This window comes from Rickettsia endosymbiont of Nabis limbatus, from assembly GCF_965196655.1.
Classification (GTDB): Bacteria; Pseudomonadota; Alphaproteobacteria; order Rickettsiales; family Rickettsiaceae; genus Rickettsia.
Map to the genome: position 1 here is coordinate 1,421,389 of NZ_OZ239771.1, position 23,141 is coordinate 1,444,529.

Genomic DNA, 23,141 nt, shown 5'->3' on the forward strand with positions numbered 1-23,141 from the left:
GGATATTGATAATACTGTTTTTGTTATAAAATGGGCTTAAAATGCATAAATTTTCAGCAATTTGTCTTTTTTGACTCCAATTATTACAGTATGAAACTTATCCAATCTCCCAAAAGCCTTAAAAAATCAGGATTGTGGCAAATTCCTTAACTATAATTTAGGCATCTTAATACGAAACTCGCGTTTATTTGGTAGACCGTTTTACCTATTTTATTTGCAGTTCTTTTGAGAAAAGCCCAAACTAGAAATGCACAACTAATGTGATTACGTTGGATACGCTGTTTTCTGCATTGGCAACGTTCTATACCAGTCAGTTGCTTAATTTTTCTATGCATGCTCTCAATTACCCATCGCAAGCCAAACTCATCTTGTGCAGCTTTAGAAGATTTTTGAGTTTTATTATTGGTAACAACATAATCAACTCTGTTGGTAGAAACAGTAAATTTAAACAAATTAACATGCTTATTTTTGGCAAATCCTTTTATATGAATCTCCATTCCATTCTTAATTTCTTCATCTGAAAACGTCAACTTGCTAACAGCTTTATAAGGCTCGTAATCACACGTTTTACTAACATTTCTATTGGCTTTAATAGGGGCAAATAATATTTGCCCAAGGAGTCAACATGTTGCATAATTTTGTGTGTAGCATACCATGTGTCAAAAAGTACAGTTTGAAAAGGAATCTTTTTACTATAAACAGCATTATTGAACATCTTTAGTAGGTGATCTAGTTTCGTCGCTCCATCATGATCAGATGAAAAAATGCGATAATCTATTACCCAAAACTTATCAATATCGGGGTTATAATATACAAGACTCACTACTCCTATACCGGTAGTAACTCCACCTGTAGCTCCACTATACTGCGATCTAGCAACCTCTATTTTCTTTGTGTTCCTTTTGTTTAACACCGTATCATCAAATATTGTATATCCGTTAGATGAAAAGATAACATCATTCTTAATGTGTTCCCATAACAAAGAAGGAGTATATTTTTCATTTTCTAAAAATCTATTAATAACATCATGGCTACATTTCTTGGCATGTTCAGCGTAGTAGGTTAAACTATAATTCTTTTGGCTAATTGTTAAAAATTGACAGTAATCTGTTCTATTAATTGGTATTGCTTGCAATCTGTTCCTCTTTGACATGTTTAATTATTCTTACAATAATTTATCACTCTTCCACTCATAGCGTAAGTTTTGTAGGTATCTTGGCATCCTAGATAACCTGGATGCTGTGTCTCAATCTCGCCATGGGCTTCTTTTTCGCTACGTCGTTTCTCTAGTACTTGTAACTGAGATTCAGTAAGTACAATACCATCCTGAGCCATCCTTGCTTCTAATGCTTTAAGCCTTTTATTGATATTGTTTAAATCATTACGTAACCAAATTGATCTCACTCCTCCAGGTGATACAAGTATACCGCTCTTCTTAAGCTCATTTGATACTCGAATCTGTCCATATGCTGGATATTCTATTGCCATATCCATTACTGCCTTCTCTATCGCTGGATCAACTCTATTCGCTATTATTGGCTTCTTCCGGCTAATCTCATACAACGCTTCTTCACCACCAGTTTCATACAGTTCTTTAAATCTGTAATAACTATCTCTACTATATCACATCGCTTTACATGCTGATGATATGCTACCAAGACTCTTAGCGAGTTCTAGTAATCCTAATTTTGGCTTTATTATTTTTTGATTTAAGTTCATTTCTTATCTCCATTTAATAATTAATTTATTTTACTAAATGTAAGATAAAATCTCAACTATTACACGTATGACACCGAGGGCGTTTTTTGATCCACGCGGGCAATGTCTTCCCGCGTAGGCGGGAATCCAGTATAAAGCGAGATAACCTAAACTTTTAATCTCTTAGGGTTTAATTCCCCGAAGGTCTGCTTCGTGATATACTAGATGCATGGAAGAAAGCAGTTATATACATAAAAGTGATAATGTCACAGTACTAATATATCATTTAGTAACACCGGCAAAGTATAGAAGAGTAATATTCAAAGAGGAACTAGACGATTATTTATGTAAAATTTGTGAGGACATAGAAGCTCGTTATGAAATTAGATTTTTGGAAATAGGAGTAGATAAAGATCATGTACATTTTTTACTACAGTCAATACCAATGTATAGCCCAACAAAAATAACTCAAATCATAAAAAGTATTACATCTAAGGAAATGTTTAAGAAATATCCAAATCTTAAAGAAAAATTATGGGGAAGTGAGTTTTGGAGTAAAGGATATTTTATGAGCACAGTATGTAAACATGGTGATGAGCGGAAATTACGTAATTATGTAAAAAATCAAGGTTCAGGCAAACCTTCTTATAAAGCATTTCAACAAAAACAGTTAAAACTTTTTGGATAGATACCTCGTAGCTCTGCTGCGAGGAGTATCATTTTATTTTACTAAATGTAAGATAAAATCTCAACTATTACAGCTTATTCATCCCCTATCTTCAACGCAGCAATAAAGGCAGATTGTGGGATATCGATATTGCCATACTGCCTCATTCTCTTCTTACCAGCTTTTTGCTTCTCGAGCAGCTTACGCTTACGGCTTATATCACCGCCGTAACATTTAGATAACACATCTTTACGCAATGCCTTAATAGTTTCACGGGCAATAATACGACTGCCGATACTTGCCTGAATTGCAATATCAATCTGCTGTCTTGGTATCAAATCCTTTAGCCTTACACACAAAGCCCTACCCCTCTGCTCAGCACGAGAGCGATGTACGATTGTCGATAACGCATCAACTGCCTCTCCGTTAACCAAAATCCCAAGTTTAACAAGCTCAGATGGTTCGTATGTATCCATTTGCCACTCAAAACTTGCATAACCTTTGGAGCAACTTTTTAAACGATCGTAAAAGTCATATACTATTTCATTTAGGGGTAATTTATATACTACTTTTGTCCTATTTGCTATATAGCTATGATCCAGCTGCATGCCTCTTTTTTCAGTACAAAGCGTTAATACTGCACCTAAAAACTCATCAGGTACCATTATAGTTGCTTTTATCCAAGGTTCTTCCATTGAATCGATTTTTTGCAAATCAGGTAAATCGGCAGGATTATGAATCTCTAGACTTTCACCCTCCCGCATATGAATTTTATATACCACACTTGGAGCAGTAGTGATTAAATCTAAATCAAATTCTCTACTTAAACGCTCTTGTATAATCTCTAAATGTAGCAATCCTAAAAAGCCGCACCTAAAACCAACCCCCAAAGCAGAAGAACTTTCCATTTCATACTCAAAACTGGCATCGTTAAGACGTAACTTTGCCAGCGAATCCTTTAAATGCTCAAATTCCGAGCTATCTGTCGGATAAAGCCCGCAGAATACTACCGGCAAGTTTGGTTTAAACCCGGGCAGAGCTTGCTCACAAGGCTTCTTCTCATCGGTAATAGTATCACCAACTTTACAATCTGCTACCTGTTTTATAGAAGCAGTAAAAAAGCCGATTTCCCCTGCATTTAAAACATCTGAAATATGTTTTTTGGGAGTAAAATATCCAACATTCTCTATTGTATAAACTGAATTCGTTGCCATCATTTTGACTTTCATATTCTTACGTAACGATCCATCAATAACACGCACTAAAATAACCACACCAAGATACGGGTCATACCAACTATCAACAAGCAGTGCTTTTAAAAAATCCGTATCACTCTCTTTTGGCGGAGGCAACTTATTTACGATCGCTTCTAAAACTAAATCAATACCTATACCACTTTTGGCAGAAATCAATACCGCCTCACTCGCATCAATCCCTATTATGTCCTCTATTTGCTGCTTTACCTGCTCAGGTTCTGAAGCCGGTAAGTCAATCTTATTAAGTACCGGTACTATTTCATGATCATTCTCAATTGCCTGATAAACATTAGCAAGAGTTTGAGCCTCCACCCCTTGCGTACTATCAACCACTAATAATGAACCCTCACATGCTGCAAGCGATCTACTAACCTCATAAGCAAAGTCAACATGCCCAGGGGTATCCATCAAATTTAAATAATATGTGTTGCCGTCTTTAGCCTTATATACAAGCCGTACAGTTTGGGCTTTAATCGTTATACCACGCTCCTTTTCAATATCCATCGAATCTAGTACTTGCTGGCTCATTTCTCTAGCTTGCAAGCCACCACAATACTCAATTAACCGATCAGCTAAAGTAGATTTACCGTGATCGATATGAGCGATTATTGAGAAGTTTCTTATATATTTTTGATTATTCATAATTATTGTGATATAATTTGCGTTTTGTCACCATACGTCATTGCGAGGAGATGCAACGCATCGACGCGGCAATCTCATAAAATAGAATATAAATCCTGAGATTGCTTCGTCAAAACTTATAGTTTTTCCTCGCAATGACGGCTATAGTCACGATAATATACAATAAAACTAAAATATATAACAGGAAAAAATAATGCGAGCGGAAATAGAGAATTACGTTAAGAAAATTGAGCACTCTTTAGAACTGCTTCGGAGGTCACTTTGACGTCGAAACATCAGCAGCTAGATTAGCAGAGTTAGAAGAGCTAACAGCAAATCCTGATCTATGGAATGATCAGGCTAGTGCTAAAAAATTACTGCGAGAAAAAAGCACTCTAGAAGAACAATTAGGAGCTTATAATAAAATTAAATCTAATCTAAAAGATGCGTTAGAGCTTGAAGAAATGGCTGAAGCCGCAAATGATCTAGAGATAATGCAGCAAGTTGAGAAAGATTTACAATCCTTAAGCACTATTGCAGCAAAATTTGAAACTGAATGTTTGTTTTCAGGTGAAGCCGATAATAATAACTGCTTTTTGGAAATAAATGCCGGAGCCGGCGGAACAGAAAGCCATGATTGGGCGTCTATCATGATGCGTATGTATTTACGTTTTGCCGAAAGATTAGGCTTTAAAACTGAGATAATCAATATGATTAACGGCGAAGAAGCAGGCATCAAATCATGCACGATTAGGATAATCGGCAAGCGTGCTTATGGCTGGCTTAAAACTGAAGCAGGGGTGCATAGGCTGGTGCGTATTTCGCCGTTTAATGCAGCAGGTAAACGCATGACCAGCTTTGCAAGTAGTTGGGTATATCCGGAAATTGACGACAATATAGCAATTACTATTGAGGATAAAGATTTAAGAATCGATACTTTTAGAGCATCAGGAGCGGGAGGACAACACGTTAATACCACCGATTCAGCTGTGCGTATCACTCACATACCGACCGGCATAGTTACACAATGCCAAAGTGACAGATCGCAACATAAAAATAAAGCTCAAGCTATGAAAATGCTACAAGCAAAGCTTTATGAGCTTGAAATGCAAAAACGTACTGATAGCGTCAATGAGCAGAATGCCGCTAAAACTGATAACAGCTGGGGACATCAGATTAGATCGTACGTGTTGCAGCCATACCAAATGGTGAAAGATTTACTCACCGATTACGAAACATCTGACACTAAGGGCGTACTTGATGGCGATCTTGAAAAATTCGTCTCAGCAAGTCTAGCTATGAATGCTGGCAGTGAGAAATAATAATGAACAAATTCTCCAACAGGCAGTTGGATAAATCCCGTGGAGTCAATCTTGCTACTATCATCCCGTGGCTTGTCCACGGGAGGTATTGTTGCGTGGATCAAAAAACGTCTTGGATGTCATTCCTGCGAAAGCAGGAATCTAGTATAAAGCAAGATAACCTAAGCTTTTAATTTTAAAAATTTGCTGTATTTATGCTTTTTTTCCTGGATTCCTGCTTTTAGCTAAAAATGACATCGGAGCCACGCAACAATGCCATAACAGATAGACGAAATTTAATTTGGAAAAGAGTGAGGAATCCTTTTCAAATTAAACGAACATATCATTGATAGGGGTAAGGAAATCTCACCCCTATATCACCTACTATACTAACTTCATACTTTTCACTTGTTTCTTCTTCTAAATCTTTTAATTGACCCAATATATTTTCATCATCCTTTTTTTTCTTTAATATTATATTTATTAGGAACATATTTTGACATAATTGGTATTTTTAAATTTTATTATGATGGGGTCGTTGAAAGATAATTTTTGATAGTAAAATAAGAGGAAAGGAGGTAATAAATATTTTAAAAAAGAAATTCTGTTTAATATAGAGATAAATGTTATTCAATAGTGTAGTAATTTAATAGAGATTTGTTTACAGAGTTAGAATTTTTATTAATAAATTTCTTTAAGCCATTAAAGTTGTTAAAACCACTAATCGTTTTAAATTAAAACATATGGCATTCATAAATTCGGAGAATTGATTTTTGGCAATTCCTATATATCTAACCCGCTTATTATCTTTTGAAAATACCATCTCGAAAGGTGCTCTGATTTTCGTATAATATTTATCAAGGTCAAAATTCTTATCTTTCATATTATTTTTCTTTATTGCACAAAGATGGACTCCCTTTTTAGCTGCTGCATTCTTGGTAGAGATTGTACAATAACCTTTATCAACATATGTAGCACCAGAACTTGGCATAACATGCTTAAAACCTTTGCTATCGGTAACATTTGCAGGGGTAACTGCAACCTTATTGATCATGCCTGATTGAATATCAACACTCACATGTTTTTTATAACCATACCAAAATTTATTCCCTCCCTTACAGCCAATTTTGGCTTGTTTATCCTTTGCAACCTTAGGCAAAGTCTCATTATTCAATTTATCATATTTTTGTGCTCTTAGTTTATCACGTTCCTCCCAGAGATTAGCTTTTGAGATTAAATGAGAAGCATCTACAAAGGTAAATACTTCACCCATATAGCCTTGTACTCGTAGTTGATCGCGGAATTTTGTAAATATTTTTGATAGTAAATTAGTACCTATTTTTTTACGTATTTTACTAAATACACTATAATCAGGTGTCTTTTCTGTAAGAGCAAAATTACAAAACCATTTCGCCGCTGTGCTATCAGCTAAATAACGTTCTAATTCCCGATCAGATAAGTCTTCCATAAATTGTAGCAGCAAACATTTAAACAGCCTCTCTATACCATATCCTTTATAATTAGCTTCGCATTCTAATGCTAATAACTCAGCTTCAACTGCTTTGAATTTGAATAAACTTTTGAATTTACGATATTGATGATCCGCATTTACTAACTCATCTAAACTTACCATTAGCATTTGATACTCTGACATATAAACATATTTTTTATTTTTTTATTATACCTGCTACCCTCTCATCTCGCAACAGTCCCATGATTGACTATACCGAAATAGTCATTGCAAGAATTAAAGGGCATTGTTGCATGGCTCGATTTTTTTGTTGTCACCCCGTAATGGTATTATTGCGTGGATACCAATTAGTCATTGCTAGCGAATAAAAGGAGCGTGGCAATCCAGAAAAAATAATAAAAAATGCTATAAGTTAGCATTTTTTATACTTCCTTGCTTTGTCAATTACTTCATAATTTCCTCGCAATGACAAATCACATATAAGACTTCAATTATTCTGCAATTTCAGTACTGCGTACTACGTCACCCAATGCATCAACTTCATCAGAATCTTGTGAATTACTTACTTCCTCCTCACCAGTTTCAGATGAAATCACCATAGAAGCATCAGTAAGCTTTTCAGCTTCAGGTTTATCATCACCCTGCTCACTTTCTTTTAATGAGTTAAGCTCTTTCTCAATAACTGCTATTGCTTCAAGACTTAATTCAGAAGCTACAACCGCCTCACTTTTATTTTCATCAGCTCTAAAATCCTCAGCTATTTCATCTTTTACTTTTGTTTCAATACCATCATTAATTTTCTCTTTCGACATAACTTAACCTTTATATAAATTAGCATTTATGTAAAAATAAACTTACAAAACTTACGCTATGTTTGGTTCTAAATATCGTAAAGATGGAGAACGAAGCTGTTGTTGCATATAGTCATCTAAAAGCCCTAACTTTATTTGGTAGACCGTTTTACCTATTTTATTTGCAGTTCTTTTGAGAAAAGCCCAAACTAGAAATGCACAACTAATGTGATTACGTTGGATACGCTGTTTTCTGCATTGGCAACGTTCTATACCAGTCAGTTGCTTAATTTTTCTATGCATGCTCTCAATTACCCATCGCAAGCCAAACTCATCTTGTGCAGCTTTAGAAGATTTTTGAGTTTTGTTATTGGTAACAACATAATCAACTCTGTTGGTAGAAACAGTAAATTTAAACAAATTAACATGCTTATTTTTGGCAAATCCTTTTATATGAATCTCCATTCCATTCTTAATTTCTTCATCTGAAAACGTCAACTTGCTAACAGCTTTATAAGGCTCGTAATCACACGTTTTACTAACATTTCTATTGGCTTTAATAGGGGCATAATAATATTTGCCCAAGGAGTCAACATGTTGCATAATTTTGTGTGTAGCATACCATGTGTCAAAAAGTACAGTTTGAAAAGGAATCTTTTTACTATAAACAGCATTATTGAACATCTTTAGTAGGTGATCTAGTTTCGTCGCTCCATCATGATCAGGTGAAAAAATGCGATAATCTATTACCCAAAACTTATCAATATCGGGGTTATAATATACAAGACTCACTACTCCTATACCGGTAGTAACTCCACCTGTAGCTCCACTATACTGCGATCTAGCAACCTCTATTTTCTTTGTGTTCCTTTTGTTTAACACCGTATCATCAAATATTGTATATCCGTTAGATGAAAAGATAACATCATTCTTAATGTGTTCCCATAACAAAGAAGGAGTATATTTTTCATTTTCTAAAAATCTATTAATAACATCATGGCTACATTTCTTGGCATGTTCAGCGTAGTAGGTTAAACTATAATTCTTTTGGCTAATTGTTAAAAATTGACAGTAATCTGTTCTATTAATTGGTATTGCTTGCAATCTGTTCCTCTTTGACATGTTTAATTATTCTTACAATAATTTATCACTCTTCCACTCATAGCGTAAGTTTTGAATGTTTATTTCCTTGAGTCACTTGCTCAAGATGAAAAGAGCTGGATTGCTCATTTAAAAGGCGGCGAATCTGCCTCAATTTATACTTGTGATAATATTCATTGTTTAAATCCAGCGCTAAGACGCAATATTGTTATTTCGCCAGATCAATCATATCAAGGCAAGGCTAAAACCAAGCTAGATGAATTAAAGAGTAAACTGGCAAGCAACAATGAGTTTAGTAATGCCGATATTACTTTCCTATCTTCAATAGGGGAAGCATTTCCAATATATGATTATATTACTTTAGAAGCAATATCAGGAGTTACTATTTTAGATAGCTCCTCAGAATTAGTGGCTAGTTACAGCTTGTTGCAGCATTTAAAGGAGGTAGTCTCTGAGGTCAGAAAAGCAGTAACTATGCTAAAATCCAAGCAAGTAGCAGATCATCATTTAACTGCCTACTTAAAAGCTTTAGATCGAGTGCAATTTTTTGCCAGAGATAAATGGAGTCATATGTTAACTAGTAGCGATCAGATTGATAGAAGAGCAAGATTAATAGAGCAACATTTAATCGCCAAAGAGAAGGCTTAAAAATTAATAATAAATTAAATTAGCAAGCAGATAAGCAAGCACAAAAATAAGCAAAGCAGATAAAAATATAAAAAGAATATGGCAGATTACGTAATACATACATTTGGTGGAGGAGGTATATTATGGCAAGTTTTTAATGGCATAGGAAGAGTATTTAGCTCAAATAGTGAGTATTTTACACCGGTAGGTAAATTTGCATTGACAATTGGTGGAATTTGGGCAGCAACAAGAGCTATTTTTAGAGGCAATATTGGTATTTTTGCTATGGAGTGGTTTTTTCCATCTTTTTTTATTTTTGTATTTTTATTTGCTCCAAAAGCAAATGTGTGGCTTAAGGATGAAATATCAATGCAGGCTCCTGTGAAAATTGATAATATTCCAGTAGGTGTTGCTTTTTTTGCTTCTATATCATCAAAAATAAGTTATTCCTTATCAGAAACGCTAGAAAAGCATTTACTGCCACCTGATGAAGGTTTATCTAGCAGAAAGAATGGGATTATGTTTGGAGCAAAAGCTATCGGTAAAATCAAGGATATTCAAATAGAGGATCCAGTAACTTTGACCAACTCAAAAGAATTTTTAAGACAATGCTTTATGAAACCTTATATAATTGGTAATATTTTAGGTAAAAAAGCAGAAGCACAAAGAGCTAGTGATATCATTGTGTTTATCGAACAAAATATGCCCAATAATTTTGGTATTTATTATAAGGATCCAAGCAGCTCTGCTATTTTTTTTAAAACCTGCAAACAAGTAACTCCTTTAATTAAGGCAGCTATTAATAAAGAATTAAATGATGGCTTGTTAACTCAATTTGCAAATGGCATAGGGATTACCTCTGATAGGCAAGAGATATTAGCGAGTAGATTAAAAACTATGACCTCTGACACTCTAAAATATCTGAAAAAAGAACAGACAGATATTCATCAGTGGATGAGGCAAGCAATGTTACTTAATGCTAATCGTGAAGCTTATGATGACTTGCGAGAAAAATTCTCACTCTCTAGAATATATCCTCAGTTAGTTAGTATGAATGCTACCCGCGGATTATTTCAGCAATCATTTTCTTATCTGGTTGCAGGAGAAATGGCAGCAAATATAATGCCTATCTTACAATCAGTATTTTTTGCCTTGGTGATTTGTCTCATTTTCGTAGTATTTCCAATGTCGCTGCTGCCAGGCGGTTATACTATCTTTAAGACCTGGATAACCTTGATTATTTGGGTAACTAGCTGGCCAGTATTTTTTACAGTAATTCATTGTTTAGGGATGATTAGCCTATCTGGTAAATCTGGCACGAGTCACTTTACTGGTTTAAATATCATATCACAGGGGAGTTTTTCAGAAATTCTGTTGCATGAGTTTGCAACGTTTCAGATGTTAGCTGCCTCAGTTCCGATGTTATCCTGGGCAGTATTAAAGGCTTGTGCTCATGCAACTACCACTTTGGCTAATCAATTTTCTCCGGTACCGGTTGCAAGTAATATTGGTACTAATATTGCTGATAATAACCTCTCTATGGATAATTATAGCATCGGTAATAGAACAATTGCCCAGCAGAATCTTACCCCAACGCTGCAATTGGCAGGAGGAATTATTGATGATGGTGGAATGAGAGTGACTAGCACCGATAACGGCAGACAAGTGCTGACTCAAGCAGTAGACTCACTTGTTAACAACTACCGCTCTTCTAAATTATTACAGGATAGTTATCAATCTCAGTTTATGAGTTCACAAAGTTATCTTGACTCATTAAATGATAGATATAGTGATTTAACTACTACAGGAAATTCCATAGCAACTGAAATAGGAAAAAGATTAAGCTATGAAGAAGCAAAATCTATAGGTATTACTGATAGCCAGTATCTAGCCTTGCAACAGATGAATTCAGATAGCACATCTGCTACTGATCATACAGGTAGTAGTAATAGAAAAGGCACTGGTACTAATACAAATATAGGTTTAAATGTACCTAGTATAGGAGGAGTAAATGTTGGATCAAATAATACACAAGATCAAACTCAAGAAAAATCAATTAATCAGCAACAATCATATAATGAAGCATTATCTAAGATTAAGAGTGCTACTAAAGATGGCAGATTAGGTCACACAAATAGTGATCTGCATTCACTTAGTAATAATCTAAATAATAATTTTTCTGAGCAACAATCTGTAGGACAAGAAATAGCAAGAACTAAGCAAAATATAGAGCAATTAAGCTATAATATGAATTATATATCACAAAATTCTGCTTCTATTGATCGTAATTTAAATGAACCGGTATTAAATAGCATCATTGCCAAAAATATTCCTGGGGTAAGTAGTAAAGAACAGGCTGCTATGTGGGCAAGTACTCACCAACAAGAAGCTGAACAAATAGCTTTAGATATAGCCAAAATTAATAATACTATACCGCAAAATTTAAGTTCTGAAAGTAGCATCAATATTCCATCTAAAGAAAGCTTGCGATCAAGTTTTGATGAAAATAAACAACGATTAAATGATCAAGCTGCTATTAGTAGTATTGATGATAGAAAAAATGATATTTATGATAAAAATGTAGAACAAATGCTTATTCAAAGTGCAGATAATAATGAAGCAGAAAAAGTAAAGCTTCTTGATCAGTTATCTGCTAAAGTAGAAGATAAGAGGGAACAGATTCAAGATGAATTTGATAAAACTCCTGAATCAATGATTGTCAGAACTGGTCAGCAAGTAGCAGATAATATTGGTATAAGTGATGAGGCAATTAAGAAAAGAAATATTAAATTACCAGGCTATAAAAATGAAAATAATTAAGAAGAAATTTATGCAAAATATAAAAAAATTAGCGATTTCATCTATCTTGCCATTAATACTTTTTAACATTGTTTTAGTAGAAGGCTCAAATAACTATGTTAATGAAAAACTACAACCAATAGATCCACAAAGCAAGATTCAAGATCCAAATATTTTAGCAGAAGAGTATTTTAATATTGGAAGATCTCTTTATAAATTAGGGAAATATGAGAAAGCTATTAAAAACTATGACTTAGCGATTAAATATAAAACTGATTGTGCTAAGTGCTATAATAATAAAGGTATGGCTTTCAATGAGTTAGAACATCATCAAGAAGCCATTACAAATTATGATTTAGCTATAAAATATGATATTGATTTTGCAGAAGCATATAATAACAAAGGAGTATCATATAAAAAATTAGGTAAATACCAAGAAGCAATTAGATTATATAATATAGCTATAAAGTACAAACTAAGTTTTGCAGCAGCATATAACAATAAAGGAGATGCCTTAAATGACTTAAGAAAATATCAAGAAGCCATAGAAAATTTTAATCTTGCTCTTAAATTTGACCCAAAATACCCAGAAGCATATTATAATAAGGGAATATCTTTAATGTCTTTATGGCAACATCAAGAAGCGATAAAGAATTATAATTTGGCCATTAAATATAAACCTAACTACACTCAAGCTTATAATAATAAAGGAATATCTTTGATGCATTTAGGAGAATTTCAAAAAGCAATAAAAAATTATGATTTAGCCATTAAATACCTACACAGTCATGTAACAGCATACTATAATAAGGCAATCTGTTTTAACATATTAAAAAAATATCAGGAAGCAATAACAAACTGTGATTTAGCAATAAAATATGATCCTAATTATATTGCAACGTATTTGGAAAAAGGTATAGCTCTTAGAAAATTAGGTAAATATCAAGATGCAATTAAGAGCTACGACTTAGCTATTAAGTATAAATCTGATTATGCTGAAAGTTACTTAGAAAAAGTGATTACTTTAATTAGTATGGGAAAAGAAAAAGAAGCTAAAGAAAATCTTAATTTAGCTATTAAATATAAACCTAATCTTATAGAAGAATATACAGCAATAATTAAAGTTTTAAGAAAATTAGGTAATGATCTTATGGCTGATGAGTTTGAAGAAAAATTAAAGATAATGCAAGATAATTTGTAATTGGATGCAACAAAATCAAAATAATTTTACTCGTGGTTCACAGATTTTTGCTCATCAGATGAGAATGCTTGGGCAAGGCAGTATTAATGCTTTAATAGCTGGGTTGGTATCAGCTGTAGTTTGGCTAATGTGGCGTATATATCAAAAATTATCCTTAGTAAGCTTATATTATTTTATTATAGAGAGATATGTATGGTTAAAACTTGCTATAGGAGAGTATTTTTATCCTATAGATCAAATAGGTATTCAATTCTATTATTTAGAGCAAAAAGCTTGGGTTTACCGTAATGCTGAAGAATTTGTTCATAAATTCTGGCATATTACACCGCATTCGCATAATATCAATCAATTTGAGCAATTTTTATTGCATTCAGCTTGGCAAGAAGGTATTATTACTTTTACTGTAGGCATGTTTACTGCTATCGTCTTTTTTATGTATCGAGGTAAAAAAGCTGTTATCCAAGATAAGATTAGGGGAGCAGATTTTGTCGAAGCTAAAACTTTAGCTGCAATGCTGTATAAAAACAAACAGGCTGCTAATATTTGCTTTTCTGGACTGCCATTGGTTAAAGATAGCGAGAGAAGACATATTCTTATTACCGGTACTACAGGTAGCGGTAAAACCAATATGTTAAATGAGCTATTGCCTCAGATTAGAAAAGAGGGTGGTAGAGCCATCATTGTTGATTTAACAGGTAGCTTTACTGATCGATTTTTTGATCCCAAATGTGATAAGATACTTAATCCTTTGCAAGAGAATAGTTCAGCATGGCTACCGTGGAATGATTGTCATGAAATTTGGGATTATAATGATATGGCAAGTAACTTTAGTAATTATAATCCAAAATTAGATGATTTTTTTGCTAAAAGTGCTGAGTTAGTACTCGCTGAAGGATTAAGATTATATCAGGATAGTAAAGATATCAAAAAGCTAATAAATACTATTCTTTATGCAAATAATAAGGAATTTGTTAGGATCTTTAAAAATAGTGCAGTAGCCGGTATAATTAGCAGTAGTGCACCTGAGACTTCCTCAGGTATTCAAGCAACTATTAGTAAAAATATTGAAGTGTTGCAACATTTAAAACCTGATGGTAGTTTTAGTATTAAAAAGTGGTTTACTGCGGACAAAGGTTGGTTATTTATAACTAGTACTCCTAATCAAAGAGTAATGCTTCGACCACTTATTGCTGCATGGATTAGCATAGCGATAAAAGCATTAATGAATAGGAACATCAATAATACTCATAGTAATATGTGGTTTGTGATTGATGAGCTACCAGCACTGCAAAAGATATCTTCACTTCCTATAGCTTTAGCTGAAAGCCGGAAATATGGTGGCTGCGTTGTTGCAGGCATGCAGAATATCCATCAATTAGAGGAAATATATGGTCATGCAGGAGCAGCTTCAATGCTTGATTTATTTGGCAGTAAATTTATCTTTCGAGTAAGTGACTGGCAAACAGCACATAAATCAGCTTTAATGCTTGGTGAGCAAGAAATAATCGAGACTCAAGAGAATCTCTCTTATGGTGCTAACTCTATGCGTGATGGAGTTAATATGCACAGCTTAGAGAAAAGGAAATTATTAGTAATGCCTTCTGAAATCATGAATCTAGAAGATCTTACCTGCTATGTAAAACTTGCGGGTAATTTCCCTATTACTAAATTACAAATGAATTTACAGAGTTGATTTAAATCTAAAAACATAAAAGCCATTTTAATGGTATTTTTAAAAGATTTTAATTGTTTGATAGGAGACTTTTACCTTATAAAGAAATATTCTATCATAATGCCCCTTTAAATCGCTAATTTAGTATTACGAGTTTTAGAGGTAGTCCGTCCGCCAAAAATACTTAAAATTTCCATCATCTGTGATTGAGTAAAATTTTTATAAAAAAAATCTAATATTTTTGCCAAAATTAAAAATTGTTTTAATTTTTATTAAATTTTACTGATAAATTTCTGTGTTAGTCAAATTTTTATATGAACCTTTTGTTAACGATTTTTTTAATCGTTCATCTAATTTTTAAATGATGATTTTTTTTTGATTTATGTGGAGTTAGTAACTATGTGTAAGTGATTGGCAATACGTCGTAAATTCAAACCTATAGCAGAGATTATTGGATTGATCACATCTCCTATCACACCCTTCAAAAAGTTCCTGCCCATCCTGCCATATTGTTTCAAGTGCCCTATTATTGGTTCTATGGCACTGCGTCTCCTGATCATAAACTTGTCTTCTTTCAATAACTTCTTCTGAGTTTTTGGGGTATATACCTTACTCTTCTCTTTAACATTGCTGCCAGTATAACCAAGATCAACAAATGATTTCTTTATCTTTATTCCAGTTACACTTTCTACCGCTTCAAAGCTCTGCTGCAATGTATGACCATCATAAGGATTATTATGAAACGATTTTGCTGACAGTACAAAATTTCTACGACCACTTACTACTACCGCAACTTTATTGCCAAACTCATATGGCTTGTTTCGTTTTCCCTTCCCTATACACTCTACCTCAGGAGCATGAAAACTATACAATATTTTATTCTGTTCTTTGTATTTCTTTTTCTCTTCTCTTTTTAAAACAGATTGGCTATATATTTGTTTCACTTTTTTCAATACTTCTTGATCTATGATAGATAAGTTTAATTTCTTACTTTTTATCTCACGTTCACATACTCTAATCAAACGACCAAGTAACGTTTTTAAATGCTTCATTATTTTCCAACGCTTCTTGGCTTTGCTATGTTCTGTATACTTCCATAGCTTTTTTATATCTCGCTTATAAGTTCTAGCGTATGTTTCGTTTAAACTTATACCCAAACTGTGGCAAATCTTCACAATGCTCAGCCTAGCTTTATCCATTAAATAAACATCGTGGGGGTGCTTGATATTCTTAATTTATACCGTTGTATCAGCGATTATCAATTCCAAATCTTTTTTTTTACTGTGTTAGTCTTTATACCAATCCTTATCAACTCCGCTAATATTTCGTTATATCCAGCTTCACCTAATAAACTACGAAATCTTCTTATACTAGTTTCCGATATAGCTATATCTGTTTCTATATATTCCCACCCACAGAAATATTGCCAATACATGTTCTCTTTTAGTTCTTCCTCTGCTAATAAATCTGAAAAATTATACATTGCTTGTAGCATAGTAACACCAAGCATCACTCTATAACATTTTCTATTTCTACCAAATCTATTAATAGGAACATTTTTTGATAACCAGTCTTCTAGGAGAGACCAATTTATTAATTCTCTTAATTTATATAGCTTATTATTAGGGTTTAATTCTTCTTTTAATTTATAACCAAAAAGTTTTCCTTGTTTTTGTGATTTGATGACATTTTCTATTGGCATATTTACTAAAATCCATAAGGTTTATTACCATATCTTAACATTTTCTTATGGATTCTTTTATTCTTTTTGACATAAAACACTATTGCCTATAAGGCTTGTAGAGTTTTGGCGGACGGACGAGGTAAGCCGTGTATAAAAAACTTTTTTGTTATTTCAGAATTTTTTATAAATGATTTTTTAAACAGCAGAGTAAATTTTACAAGAAATAGGTTTACTCTAAAGAACTAATAAAAGCTTCATCAAGACCGGTTACACTAGAAATTAAAGAAACATTACAACCTTGAGCTAACATTTTCTTTGCTATCTCTACTGCTTTATTATATTCCCCTTCAGCTTTTCCTTCAGCTTTTCCTTCAGCTTTTCCTTCAGCTTTTCCTTCAGCTTTTCCAATTTGGATACCTTGAGCTTTACCAACTTGTAAGCCTTCAAGAATACCTATTTCTTTCCCTTCTTGTTGCCAATGCTCTGCTAAACTTCTCATAAGCCTTGTCCCTATTTCTGGATTTAACTTTGTTGATAATAAATTCTCTAATTTTATTTTATCAGCTTGCTCTATCTTCGTCAATGTATAATATAATATCATTTCTAGATAATCATAGCCTATCGTTATTTTGGTTAATTCCGGTAATATATCTGATATTTCTTGCCATCTCTTTAATAATTCCCTCTCATGTATATGCTTGAGAAAAAATTCTAATATCCCTGACCATATCCTTTGTTTAAACTCTTCATCTGGTATTTCATGGACATTCACTAACTGGTAATCATTAATCCATAATTCTTTTGCTAATTTGTTATTAGCGAACAAATCCCATAAATTCCTTGAAACATTATATTTTTCCTGACCATTATAAAATATCATCGGGTATACCAACGGTAAAGTCTTAGATTTAGGATTTTGTATTAAATATCGCTCACAAATATTAATCATATATTTAAATAGCCTAAAAGCCATAAAATGATCTGCTGTTGATTGATGTTCGACAAGCAAAAATAAATATCCGTCTTGTTTATCAAATTTGCATGAAAATAAAACATCAGAGATAGAATCTTTTAAAGAGCTTTCTACAAATGTGGTGTTTTCCATTGCTAAACTAGGAAAATCTATTAAACTTTTAATATTTGGGGGCAAATGTGCATTAAAGAACTCATTAGCAACTAGAGGATTCTCTAGTGCCTTACGAAATATCTTATCATGCTTAGCTTTCTTCTTATCCTTATCTGGATCACCCAGCAGGTTTCCTTGTTCACTCATATATTTATATTTTTTGAATTGGTAAAATATTATTACACTACACTCTAAACTCTTATTCCTTGACTAAGCTTATGCTCAGACACTTGCTTTATCACACTTCTTATTTCTTTACCTATTTCTGAACTTGGACTTATATATTGCATTACTTGTTTATCCCTTCCTATAGCATTTAAATAATCTTCAGCAACGAGATGACTTTTGCCTTGAAAATCATATATTACTATATCAGAAAATTTTTTATCACCAAGATTATAATTAGGATCAAATTTATTTTTCATAATTTGTAAATCTTCTTGTATCTTCTTCTCTATTGCTGCTATGCAAATCTTATTACTATAAGCAGTACAAGAATCTATACCTTTTTCTCTGTAGAGTTGCATAGCAGTATCGATATTTTCTGCTGTGCCAAACTTTGCTAGAGCTGTTATTTGCTGTTGCTGCAAATTATTTAGTCCGTTATTATCATTATTTGCAAATTTTGAAAATAGTAATTCTATAGACTTAATTTGTGATTTGCTATTATCATTTGCTTTTAAGGATGATTTAAGTTCTGTTGCCTTACTAGCTACTGTTAATTTTGCTATTTCAGGCTCTAGAAGATTTCTAATAGATTCTGCCCCTTGGGATTTTAACATATCATTAAAATCGCCTTTTTCCGGTGGTCGTATTATTGCTACCGTCGCTCCTTGCCTAATTAATTCTTCCTGTGCTTTAATTACAGTATTAACTGATACTGCATCTTTGCCATCATTATCAGCAGCAATTATTATTCTCTCACCTTTGATAGGCTCATAGTTCCTGATGTTACTTACACCTAAACTACAAAGAATTTTGCCTTTAATACCAGCTTCCCTAATACTTAAAGCGGTTTCTACCCCTTCTGCTATAACCGTTACATTACTTGCTGAATTATTGCCATCTTTACTGCTTTGTACATTCCTGCTTTGTACGTTCTGCTGTTCGTTATTTTTATTAATCTCAACAAAAGAACCTTTAATTTTTCCAAATGAACGTTTATTAACCTCAATATCAGCTTTATTATTTGTGTCTTTGTTTAAATAAATTGATTGTCCACCGGTAATATTACCATCTTTATTTCTAGCAAAAGCAATTAATGCAGGATAATATTTCTTACTGCTATTATCCCACATCATATCAGTTCTAAGATCGTTACTTAGTTGGTATCTTGTTAATACTTCTTTAATTCCACGATGTTCTGATAAATATCTTTTTGCTACATTATTGGGCATAGAATATTTTACAGAGTCTGATTTTTCATATAATATTTCTGCCCTCTTAATTTTTACTATTTCAGCCTCTTGCTCTGTTTGAGTTTTAATTTGTTTATTTTTGTCTGCTGCTAAATTTGCTGCTAGATATTTACCTCCGTTGGTTGACATACCAACCATATCTTGTAAATATTTCTTAGCTTCGACAAAATCACAATTTTTTTCTCTTTGTACTAAGGTAAATAAATCTCCTCCCTCTCCTGTACTAAAATCATGCCAGATACCAGCTTTACTGCCACCTATCTTCATCGCTATTTTACCATCTTTCTCCCAGCGAAGTAACTGGCTATTTGATAAATGCTTATTTGGACTACCAAGTAAGCTTCGTCCTATTTCTTCAGCTTTAAATGATAATTTTTGTTTTAATTCCAGTGCTTCTTGTTTATTAATAGCATTATAATCTATTTTATTCTTTGCCATAATATCCTCTTGTAACTTAACACTTATTGTTGTATCTTGTTTATTACAATTCGTAAGGTTATAAGAAGAGCTTTTTTGCTCTTCTTGGGCTTTATGGCTTGCGGCAAAATTTGTGCTGGTACTTCTTAAAATTTCTGCTACTTTAGCAGGTGATCTTGATCTCACTTTTAAGTGGTAATAGTTATCATTACTACGTAATCTATCCTTAATATCTTCTACTACCCCTTTAAACCAATCATCTACTTTATTGATAATATTAGGACTCTTATTTTCTTGATCTTGAATCGCTACTAATTCTTCTAAAGTTTTAAAATTAATGCTAGATAGCCTATTATCTATTTTACTAAGTTGCGATATTAAACTTGCCATATCCCTTGTGCTATCTTTATTATAGTAGAGTTTTACCTCTTCTATATGTCTGGTCATTGCAACATAAGAATTTCTGCTATTTCCTGCTAGATTATGTAATACATAGACATCTTTAATTGAGCTTCCTTGTGCTTTATACACTGTAGAAGCATAACCATGTTTAAATTCTATATGTTCAGGATTAAAGGTTATTTCTTTTCCGCTATCTGTTTTAGCAACAAACTTATCATTACTTACTGAAGTAATTGTTGCAAATTCACCATTTTCTATTTGTAAATCTTTATTTGTACTTTTAAACAAAATACGATCTCCTGCCATATAATCTTCATACTGCTTAGGTGATAGATAACATCTATATTCTTTACCAGTAAGCAAGCCTTTAACTTTTAGTAACTCCCTGATCCCTTGATTAATACTATCGACTTCAGCATTACGTATGGTAATTATTAAACGCTCATTTAGAGCAAATTTACTGTTATTCCAATCATTAATTAATCTTGCCATTGATTCTTCTAGCGTATGATCAATCTTTAAACATTTATACTGTTCTAATAACCGCAGACCACCAGCAATATCTGATCTTGCAAAGCATGAAGCCATTTCTCTTGCCCATACTTTACTTTGTCTTCTAATGTTACTTAATTCATATGAGCCAAATTTACTAGCCAATACTGCAAACATTCCTCCTCGCTCAACTGAAGTTAGTTGTCTCTCATCTCCAGCAAGTATCAGATTACAATTATTACTCCTTGCTACTTTTAGTAATTCTAAATAATCATTATTACCTACCATCCCTGCTTCATCTACTACTAACAAGCTATTTCTTGGTAGATTAGCTTTACCATTATACAATTTAAATAAAAACCCTTTTACTGTATGACATTGCTGGTAACCTTTACTTTTAAGCTCCGATGCTGCTTTATGAGTAGGAGCGAGTCCTATAATATTTTGCCCATGATTAGTGGCAATTTTATAAGCTTCAGCAAGTACTTGCGACTTACCGGTACCGGCCCTACCTTGAAGGATTCTAATACCTTGACTATTAATTAATATATGATGCAGGCTTGCTCTTTGTGCTTCATTAACACTTGCAAGATTATCGATATCACTCTTAAGCTTAATAACGTTATTAAAATGAATCTGACTATTGATCTTATCTGCTATTCTTAGTATCCTTAATTCTTCATCCCTTATGTTTTGAGTAGTATAGTATTTAGTATCAGTGCCATCTTCATTATATAGTTTTACCAGCCTATCTGAATTTAATACCTCCCTTACTAGTTTTTGCTTTTCTGCTTCTTCCGGAATCTCTTTTACTGCTTTTTCTATATCCAATTTAGTAAAAATAGCTTGATGACGAATAATGCGATCAAGTACCCCATCTGCTCCTTTGATGATCTCAAGATGGGCTAGCCTGCATATTTTATTTTGCTCAGATATTTCATTGATAATACTTCGCATTCTAGTAGGACCAACATGCTGCTCAGGGCTAAAGCTTATCGGGTCTACTCTGATTTCTAAACCTAACTTAGCAAAATATTTATTGATTACTTCTTTAGCTCTTTCATGAATAATTTTATCTTCGGGGATAATAAACGCTTTGCCACTCACCTTGGCAAATTTAGGATTTAAATCTACTGCCTTAGCTCCTAATGTTTTTCCGTCTTCTGTAAATCTTCTGGTAGTCACAAGCACATGGGCATGCCAATTTTTTTCGTACGTCTGTGGCTTATGAATATCAACCTGAACTCCTAGGCCATTTCTTACCCACCCCATCTCTTCAATGATTTCATGAGTAATTGCTATTCTATCATCTAAATCCAATTCTTTATCATCAGGCAGTGCTATAACTATATCTTTTAATAATTGACTATTTTTTCTTTTCTCACTCCTTTCCACTTCGTTCATCAAGATACTTGGATTTTTGAATTTCTGATCTACGTGGCTAGGTAATAATACTGCATGATAAACATTATCGCCTTTTTTGCTAAAATTATAAGTAATGTTAGTTCTCTCATCTTTAATAATCAGCCTAGCATTATAGGCAGCTTTACAGCAGCTATTTCCTCCTGAACTTCTACCTACTATCTCTATTCTTGCAAACTGTATTGCCATGATTCTTTTTCTTATGATTATTACAATCCTGCATTACATTAGCATGAACGTTTTTCATCATCTATTGAATCAGCAATAAATTAGCAAATAATAAAAAATAAACCTTTAGGTTTATATATTGCGTGGTGCTTTGTTTTATCAAACAAAGACCAACCTCTCTATCTGCTAATTGTCAACGTAGTTTGATTAATAGCAACCATCTTTGCTTATTTCTGTTGATCTTAGTTTGCTGGTTCAGTTAGAGGTATGGGGATTATCTTGATTTTGCATGGCTGGTTATTTTCTTGCTATGCTAGACTCTGCAAGTTTGAAGTTGTATACAGTACTAACCTGTTTGAGAAAAAAATTTGTAGAATTCCTTAACACTGATAATTATGGAGTTGACTTCCATAATTTATTGATGATTCATGATGATTATAACAATCAAAAATAAAACTATCTCTATGGAGAATGTCATAAAACGTAGATTAAAATTAGAACAAAAAAAAGCTAAAATTATTACTGAAGAAGCAAGACTTAAAATTCAAGCAAGGAAAGCTCGCACCCGTCATTTAATTGAAATCGGCGGCTTAGTTGTTAAAGCTAAACTTGATGATTTACCCACTAACAGTTTACTAGGAGCTTTTGTTTCTTTAAAAGAAAAATTAATACAAAATCCTAATATCCAAGATCAGTGGACTAAAATCGGCAAAAACATTTTTGATCACCTTAAGGATTAAGAGACGCAACTATACTAAAATTATTGTTGTTTGAATCTTTTACAATGATTGTAATTATTATACCTTT

16 protein-coding genes and 3 pseudogenes are annotated in these 23,141 nt (G+C 33.1%); 8 read left to right on the forward strand and 11 right to left on the reverse strand.

The genetic code is table 11. The annotated features are described in order from the left end of the window. Positions 1-146 precede the first annotated feature (146 nt). A pseudogene (locus ACOAL3_RS10950) lies at positions 147-1,135 on the reverse strand (IS701 family transposase). A gap of 71 nt (positions 1,136-1,206) precedes the next feature. Beyond that, positions 1,207-1,719 (reverse strand): annotated as a pseudogene (locus ACOAL3_RS08240) (helix-turn-helix domain-containing protein); the annotation flags it as partial. A 208-nt stretch (positions 1,720-1,927) separates the two neighbouring features. On the opposite strand from ACOAL3_RS08240, the gene tnpA reads away from it, so the two are divergent. Next, entirely contained in the window at positions 1,928-2,386 is a 459-nt protein-coding gene (gene tnpA, locus ACOAL3_RS08245; protein ID WP_419234805.1) for an IS200/IS605 family transposase, read from the forward strand. A gap of 74 nt (positions 2,387-2,460) precedes the next feature. On the opposite strand, the gene lepA is transcribed toward tnpA, so the two are convergent. Further along, positions 2,461-4,263 carry a translation elongation factor 4 gene (lepA, locus tag ACOAL3_RS08250; protein WP_395476321.1) on the reverse strand — a complete coding sequence of 601 codons (1,803 nt, stop codon included), beginning with the start codon at positions 4,261-4,263 and terminating at the stop codon, positions 2,461-2,463. A gap of 193 nt (positions 4,264-4,456) precedes the next feature. Between lepA and prfB the strand changes: the two genes are divergently transcribed. Beyond that, positions 4,457-5,564, forward strand: a protein-coding gene (prfB, locus tag ACOAL3_RS08255; protein WP_419234806.1) for a peptide chain release factor 2 whose coding sequence is annotated in 2 segments (ribosomal slippage) — positions 4,457-4,525 and positions 4,527-5,564 — 1,107 coding nt in all. Because the reading frame shifts where the segments join, the coding sequence is not laid out codon by codon here. Positions 5,565-5,886: 322 nt separating this feature from the next. Here prfB and ACOAL3_RS08260 read toward each other — a convergent pair. From ACOAL3_RS08260 to ACOAL3_RS08275, 4 genes are all read right to left on the reverse strand, one after another. After that, complete coding sequence (locus ACOAL3_RS08260; protein WP_419234807.1) at positions 5,887-6,036, reverse strand: hypothetical protein; 150 nt, start codon at positions 6,034-6,036, stop codon at positions 5,887-5,889. A gap of 201 nt (positions 6,037-6,237) precedes the next feature. Continuing rightward, complete coding sequence (locus ACOAL3_RS08265; RefSeq protein ID WP_419234543.1) at positions 6,238-7,197, reverse strand: transposase; 960 nt, start codon at positions 7,195-7,197, stop codon at positions 6,238-6,240. A 308-nt stretch (positions 7,198-7,505) separates the two neighbouring features. Continuing rightward, the gene (locus tag ACOAL3_RS08270; RefSeq protein WP_419234808.1) at positions 7,506-7,826 is read right to left on the reverse strand and encodes a hypothetical protein; all 321 of its coding nucleotides are present in this window, start codon (positions 7,824-7,826) and stop codon (positions 7,506-7,508) included. Positions 7,827-7,877: 51 nt separating this feature from the next. Then, on the reverse strand, positions 7,878-8,909 hold the full coding sequence (locus ACOAL3_RS08275; protein WP_473198140.1) for an IS701 family transposase: 1,032 nt from the start codon (positions 8,907-8,909) through the stop codon (positions 7,878-7,880). A 72-nt stretch (positions 8,910-8,981) separates the two neighbouring features. Between ACOAL3_RS08275 and ACOAL3_RS08280 the strand changes: the two are divergent. From ACOAL3_RS08280 to ACOAL3_RS08295, 4 genes and pseudogenes are all read left to right on the forward strand, one after another. Further along, positions 8,982-9,554: pseudogene (locus ACOAL3_RS08280) on the forward strand (conjugal transfer protein TraH); the annotation flags it as partial. Positions 9,555-9,632: 78 nt separating this feature from the next. Continuing rightward, positions 9,633-12,353 (forward strand): conjugal transfer protein TraG N-terminal domain-containing protein, encoded by a 2,721-nt coding sequence (locus ACOAL3_RS08285; protein ID WP_419234809.1) that lies wholly within the window; start codon positions 9,633-9,635, stop codon positions 12,351-12,353. A gap of 10 nt (positions 12,354-12,363) precedes the next feature. Beyond that, a complete protein-coding gene (locus tag ACOAL3_RS08290) occupies positions 12,364-13,533 on the forward strand; it encodes a tetratricopeptide repeat protein (protein ID WP_419234810.1) in 1,170 nt (389 codons plus the stop codon). 4 nt (positions 13,534-13,537) lie between these two features. Beyond that, positions 13,538-15,226: a type IV secretion system DNA-binding domain-containing protein gene (locus ACOAL3_RS08295; protein ID WP_419234811.1), complete on the forward strand. Its 1,689-nt coding sequence runs from the start codon at positions 13,538-13,540 to the stop codon at positions 15,224-15,226. Between the two features lie 359 nt (positions 15,227-15,585). On the opposite strand, the gene ACOAL3_RS08300 is transcribed toward ACOAL3_RS08295, so the two are convergent. The 4 genes from ACOAL3_RS08300 to ACOAL3_RS08315 all read right to left on the reverse strand — a co-directional run bounded on the left by ACOAL3_RS08300 (position 15,586) and on the right by ACOAL3_RS08315 (position 22,355). Next, on the reverse strand, positions 15,586-16,362 hold the full coding sequence (locus ACOAL3_RS08300) for a transposase (RefSeq protein WP_419234812.1): 777 nt from the start codon (positions 16,360-16,362) through the stop codon (positions 15,586-15,588). A 101-nt stretch (positions 16,363-16,463) separates the two neighbouring features. Beyond that, positions 16,464-16,907 (reverse strand): transposase, encoded by a 444-nt coding sequence (locus ACOAL3_RS08305; RefSeq protein WP_419234813.1) that lies wholly within the window; start codon positions 16,905-16,907, stop codon positions 16,464-16,466. Between the two features lie 211 nt (positions 16,908-17,118). Further along, positions 17,119-18,162, reverse strand: coding sequence for an Rpn family recombination-promoting nuclease/putative transposase (locus ACOAL3_RS08310; protein ID WP_419234814.1), 1,044 nt, complete (start codon positions 18,160-18,162; stop codon positions 17,119-17,121). Between the two features lie 44 nt (positions 18,163-18,206). Continuing rightward, the gene (locus tag ACOAL3_RS08315; RefSeq protein WP_419234815.1) at positions 18,207-22,355 is read right to left on the reverse strand and encodes an AAA family ATPase; all 4,149 of its coding nucleotides are present in this window, start codon (positions 22,353-22,355) and stop codon (positions 18,207-18,209) included. Between the two features lie 268 nt (positions 22,356-22,623). On the opposite strand from ACOAL3_RS08315, the gene ACOAL3_RS08320 reads away from it, so the two are divergent. Further along, the gene (locus ACOAL3_RS08320) at positions 22,624-22,788 is read left to right on the forward strand and encodes a hypothetical protein (protein WP_419234816.1); all 165 of its coding nucleotides are present in this window, start codon (positions 22,624-22,626) and stop codon (positions 22,786-22,788) included. Positions 22,789-22,798: 10 nt separating this feature from the next. Beyond that, positions 22,799-23,074, forward strand: coding sequence for a conjugal transfer protein TraD (locus ACOAL3_RS08325; RefSeq protein WP_419235630.1), 276 nt, complete (start codon positions 22,799-22,801; stop codon positions 23,072-23,074). The last annotated feature ends 67 nt before the right edge of the window (positions 23,075-23,141 follow it).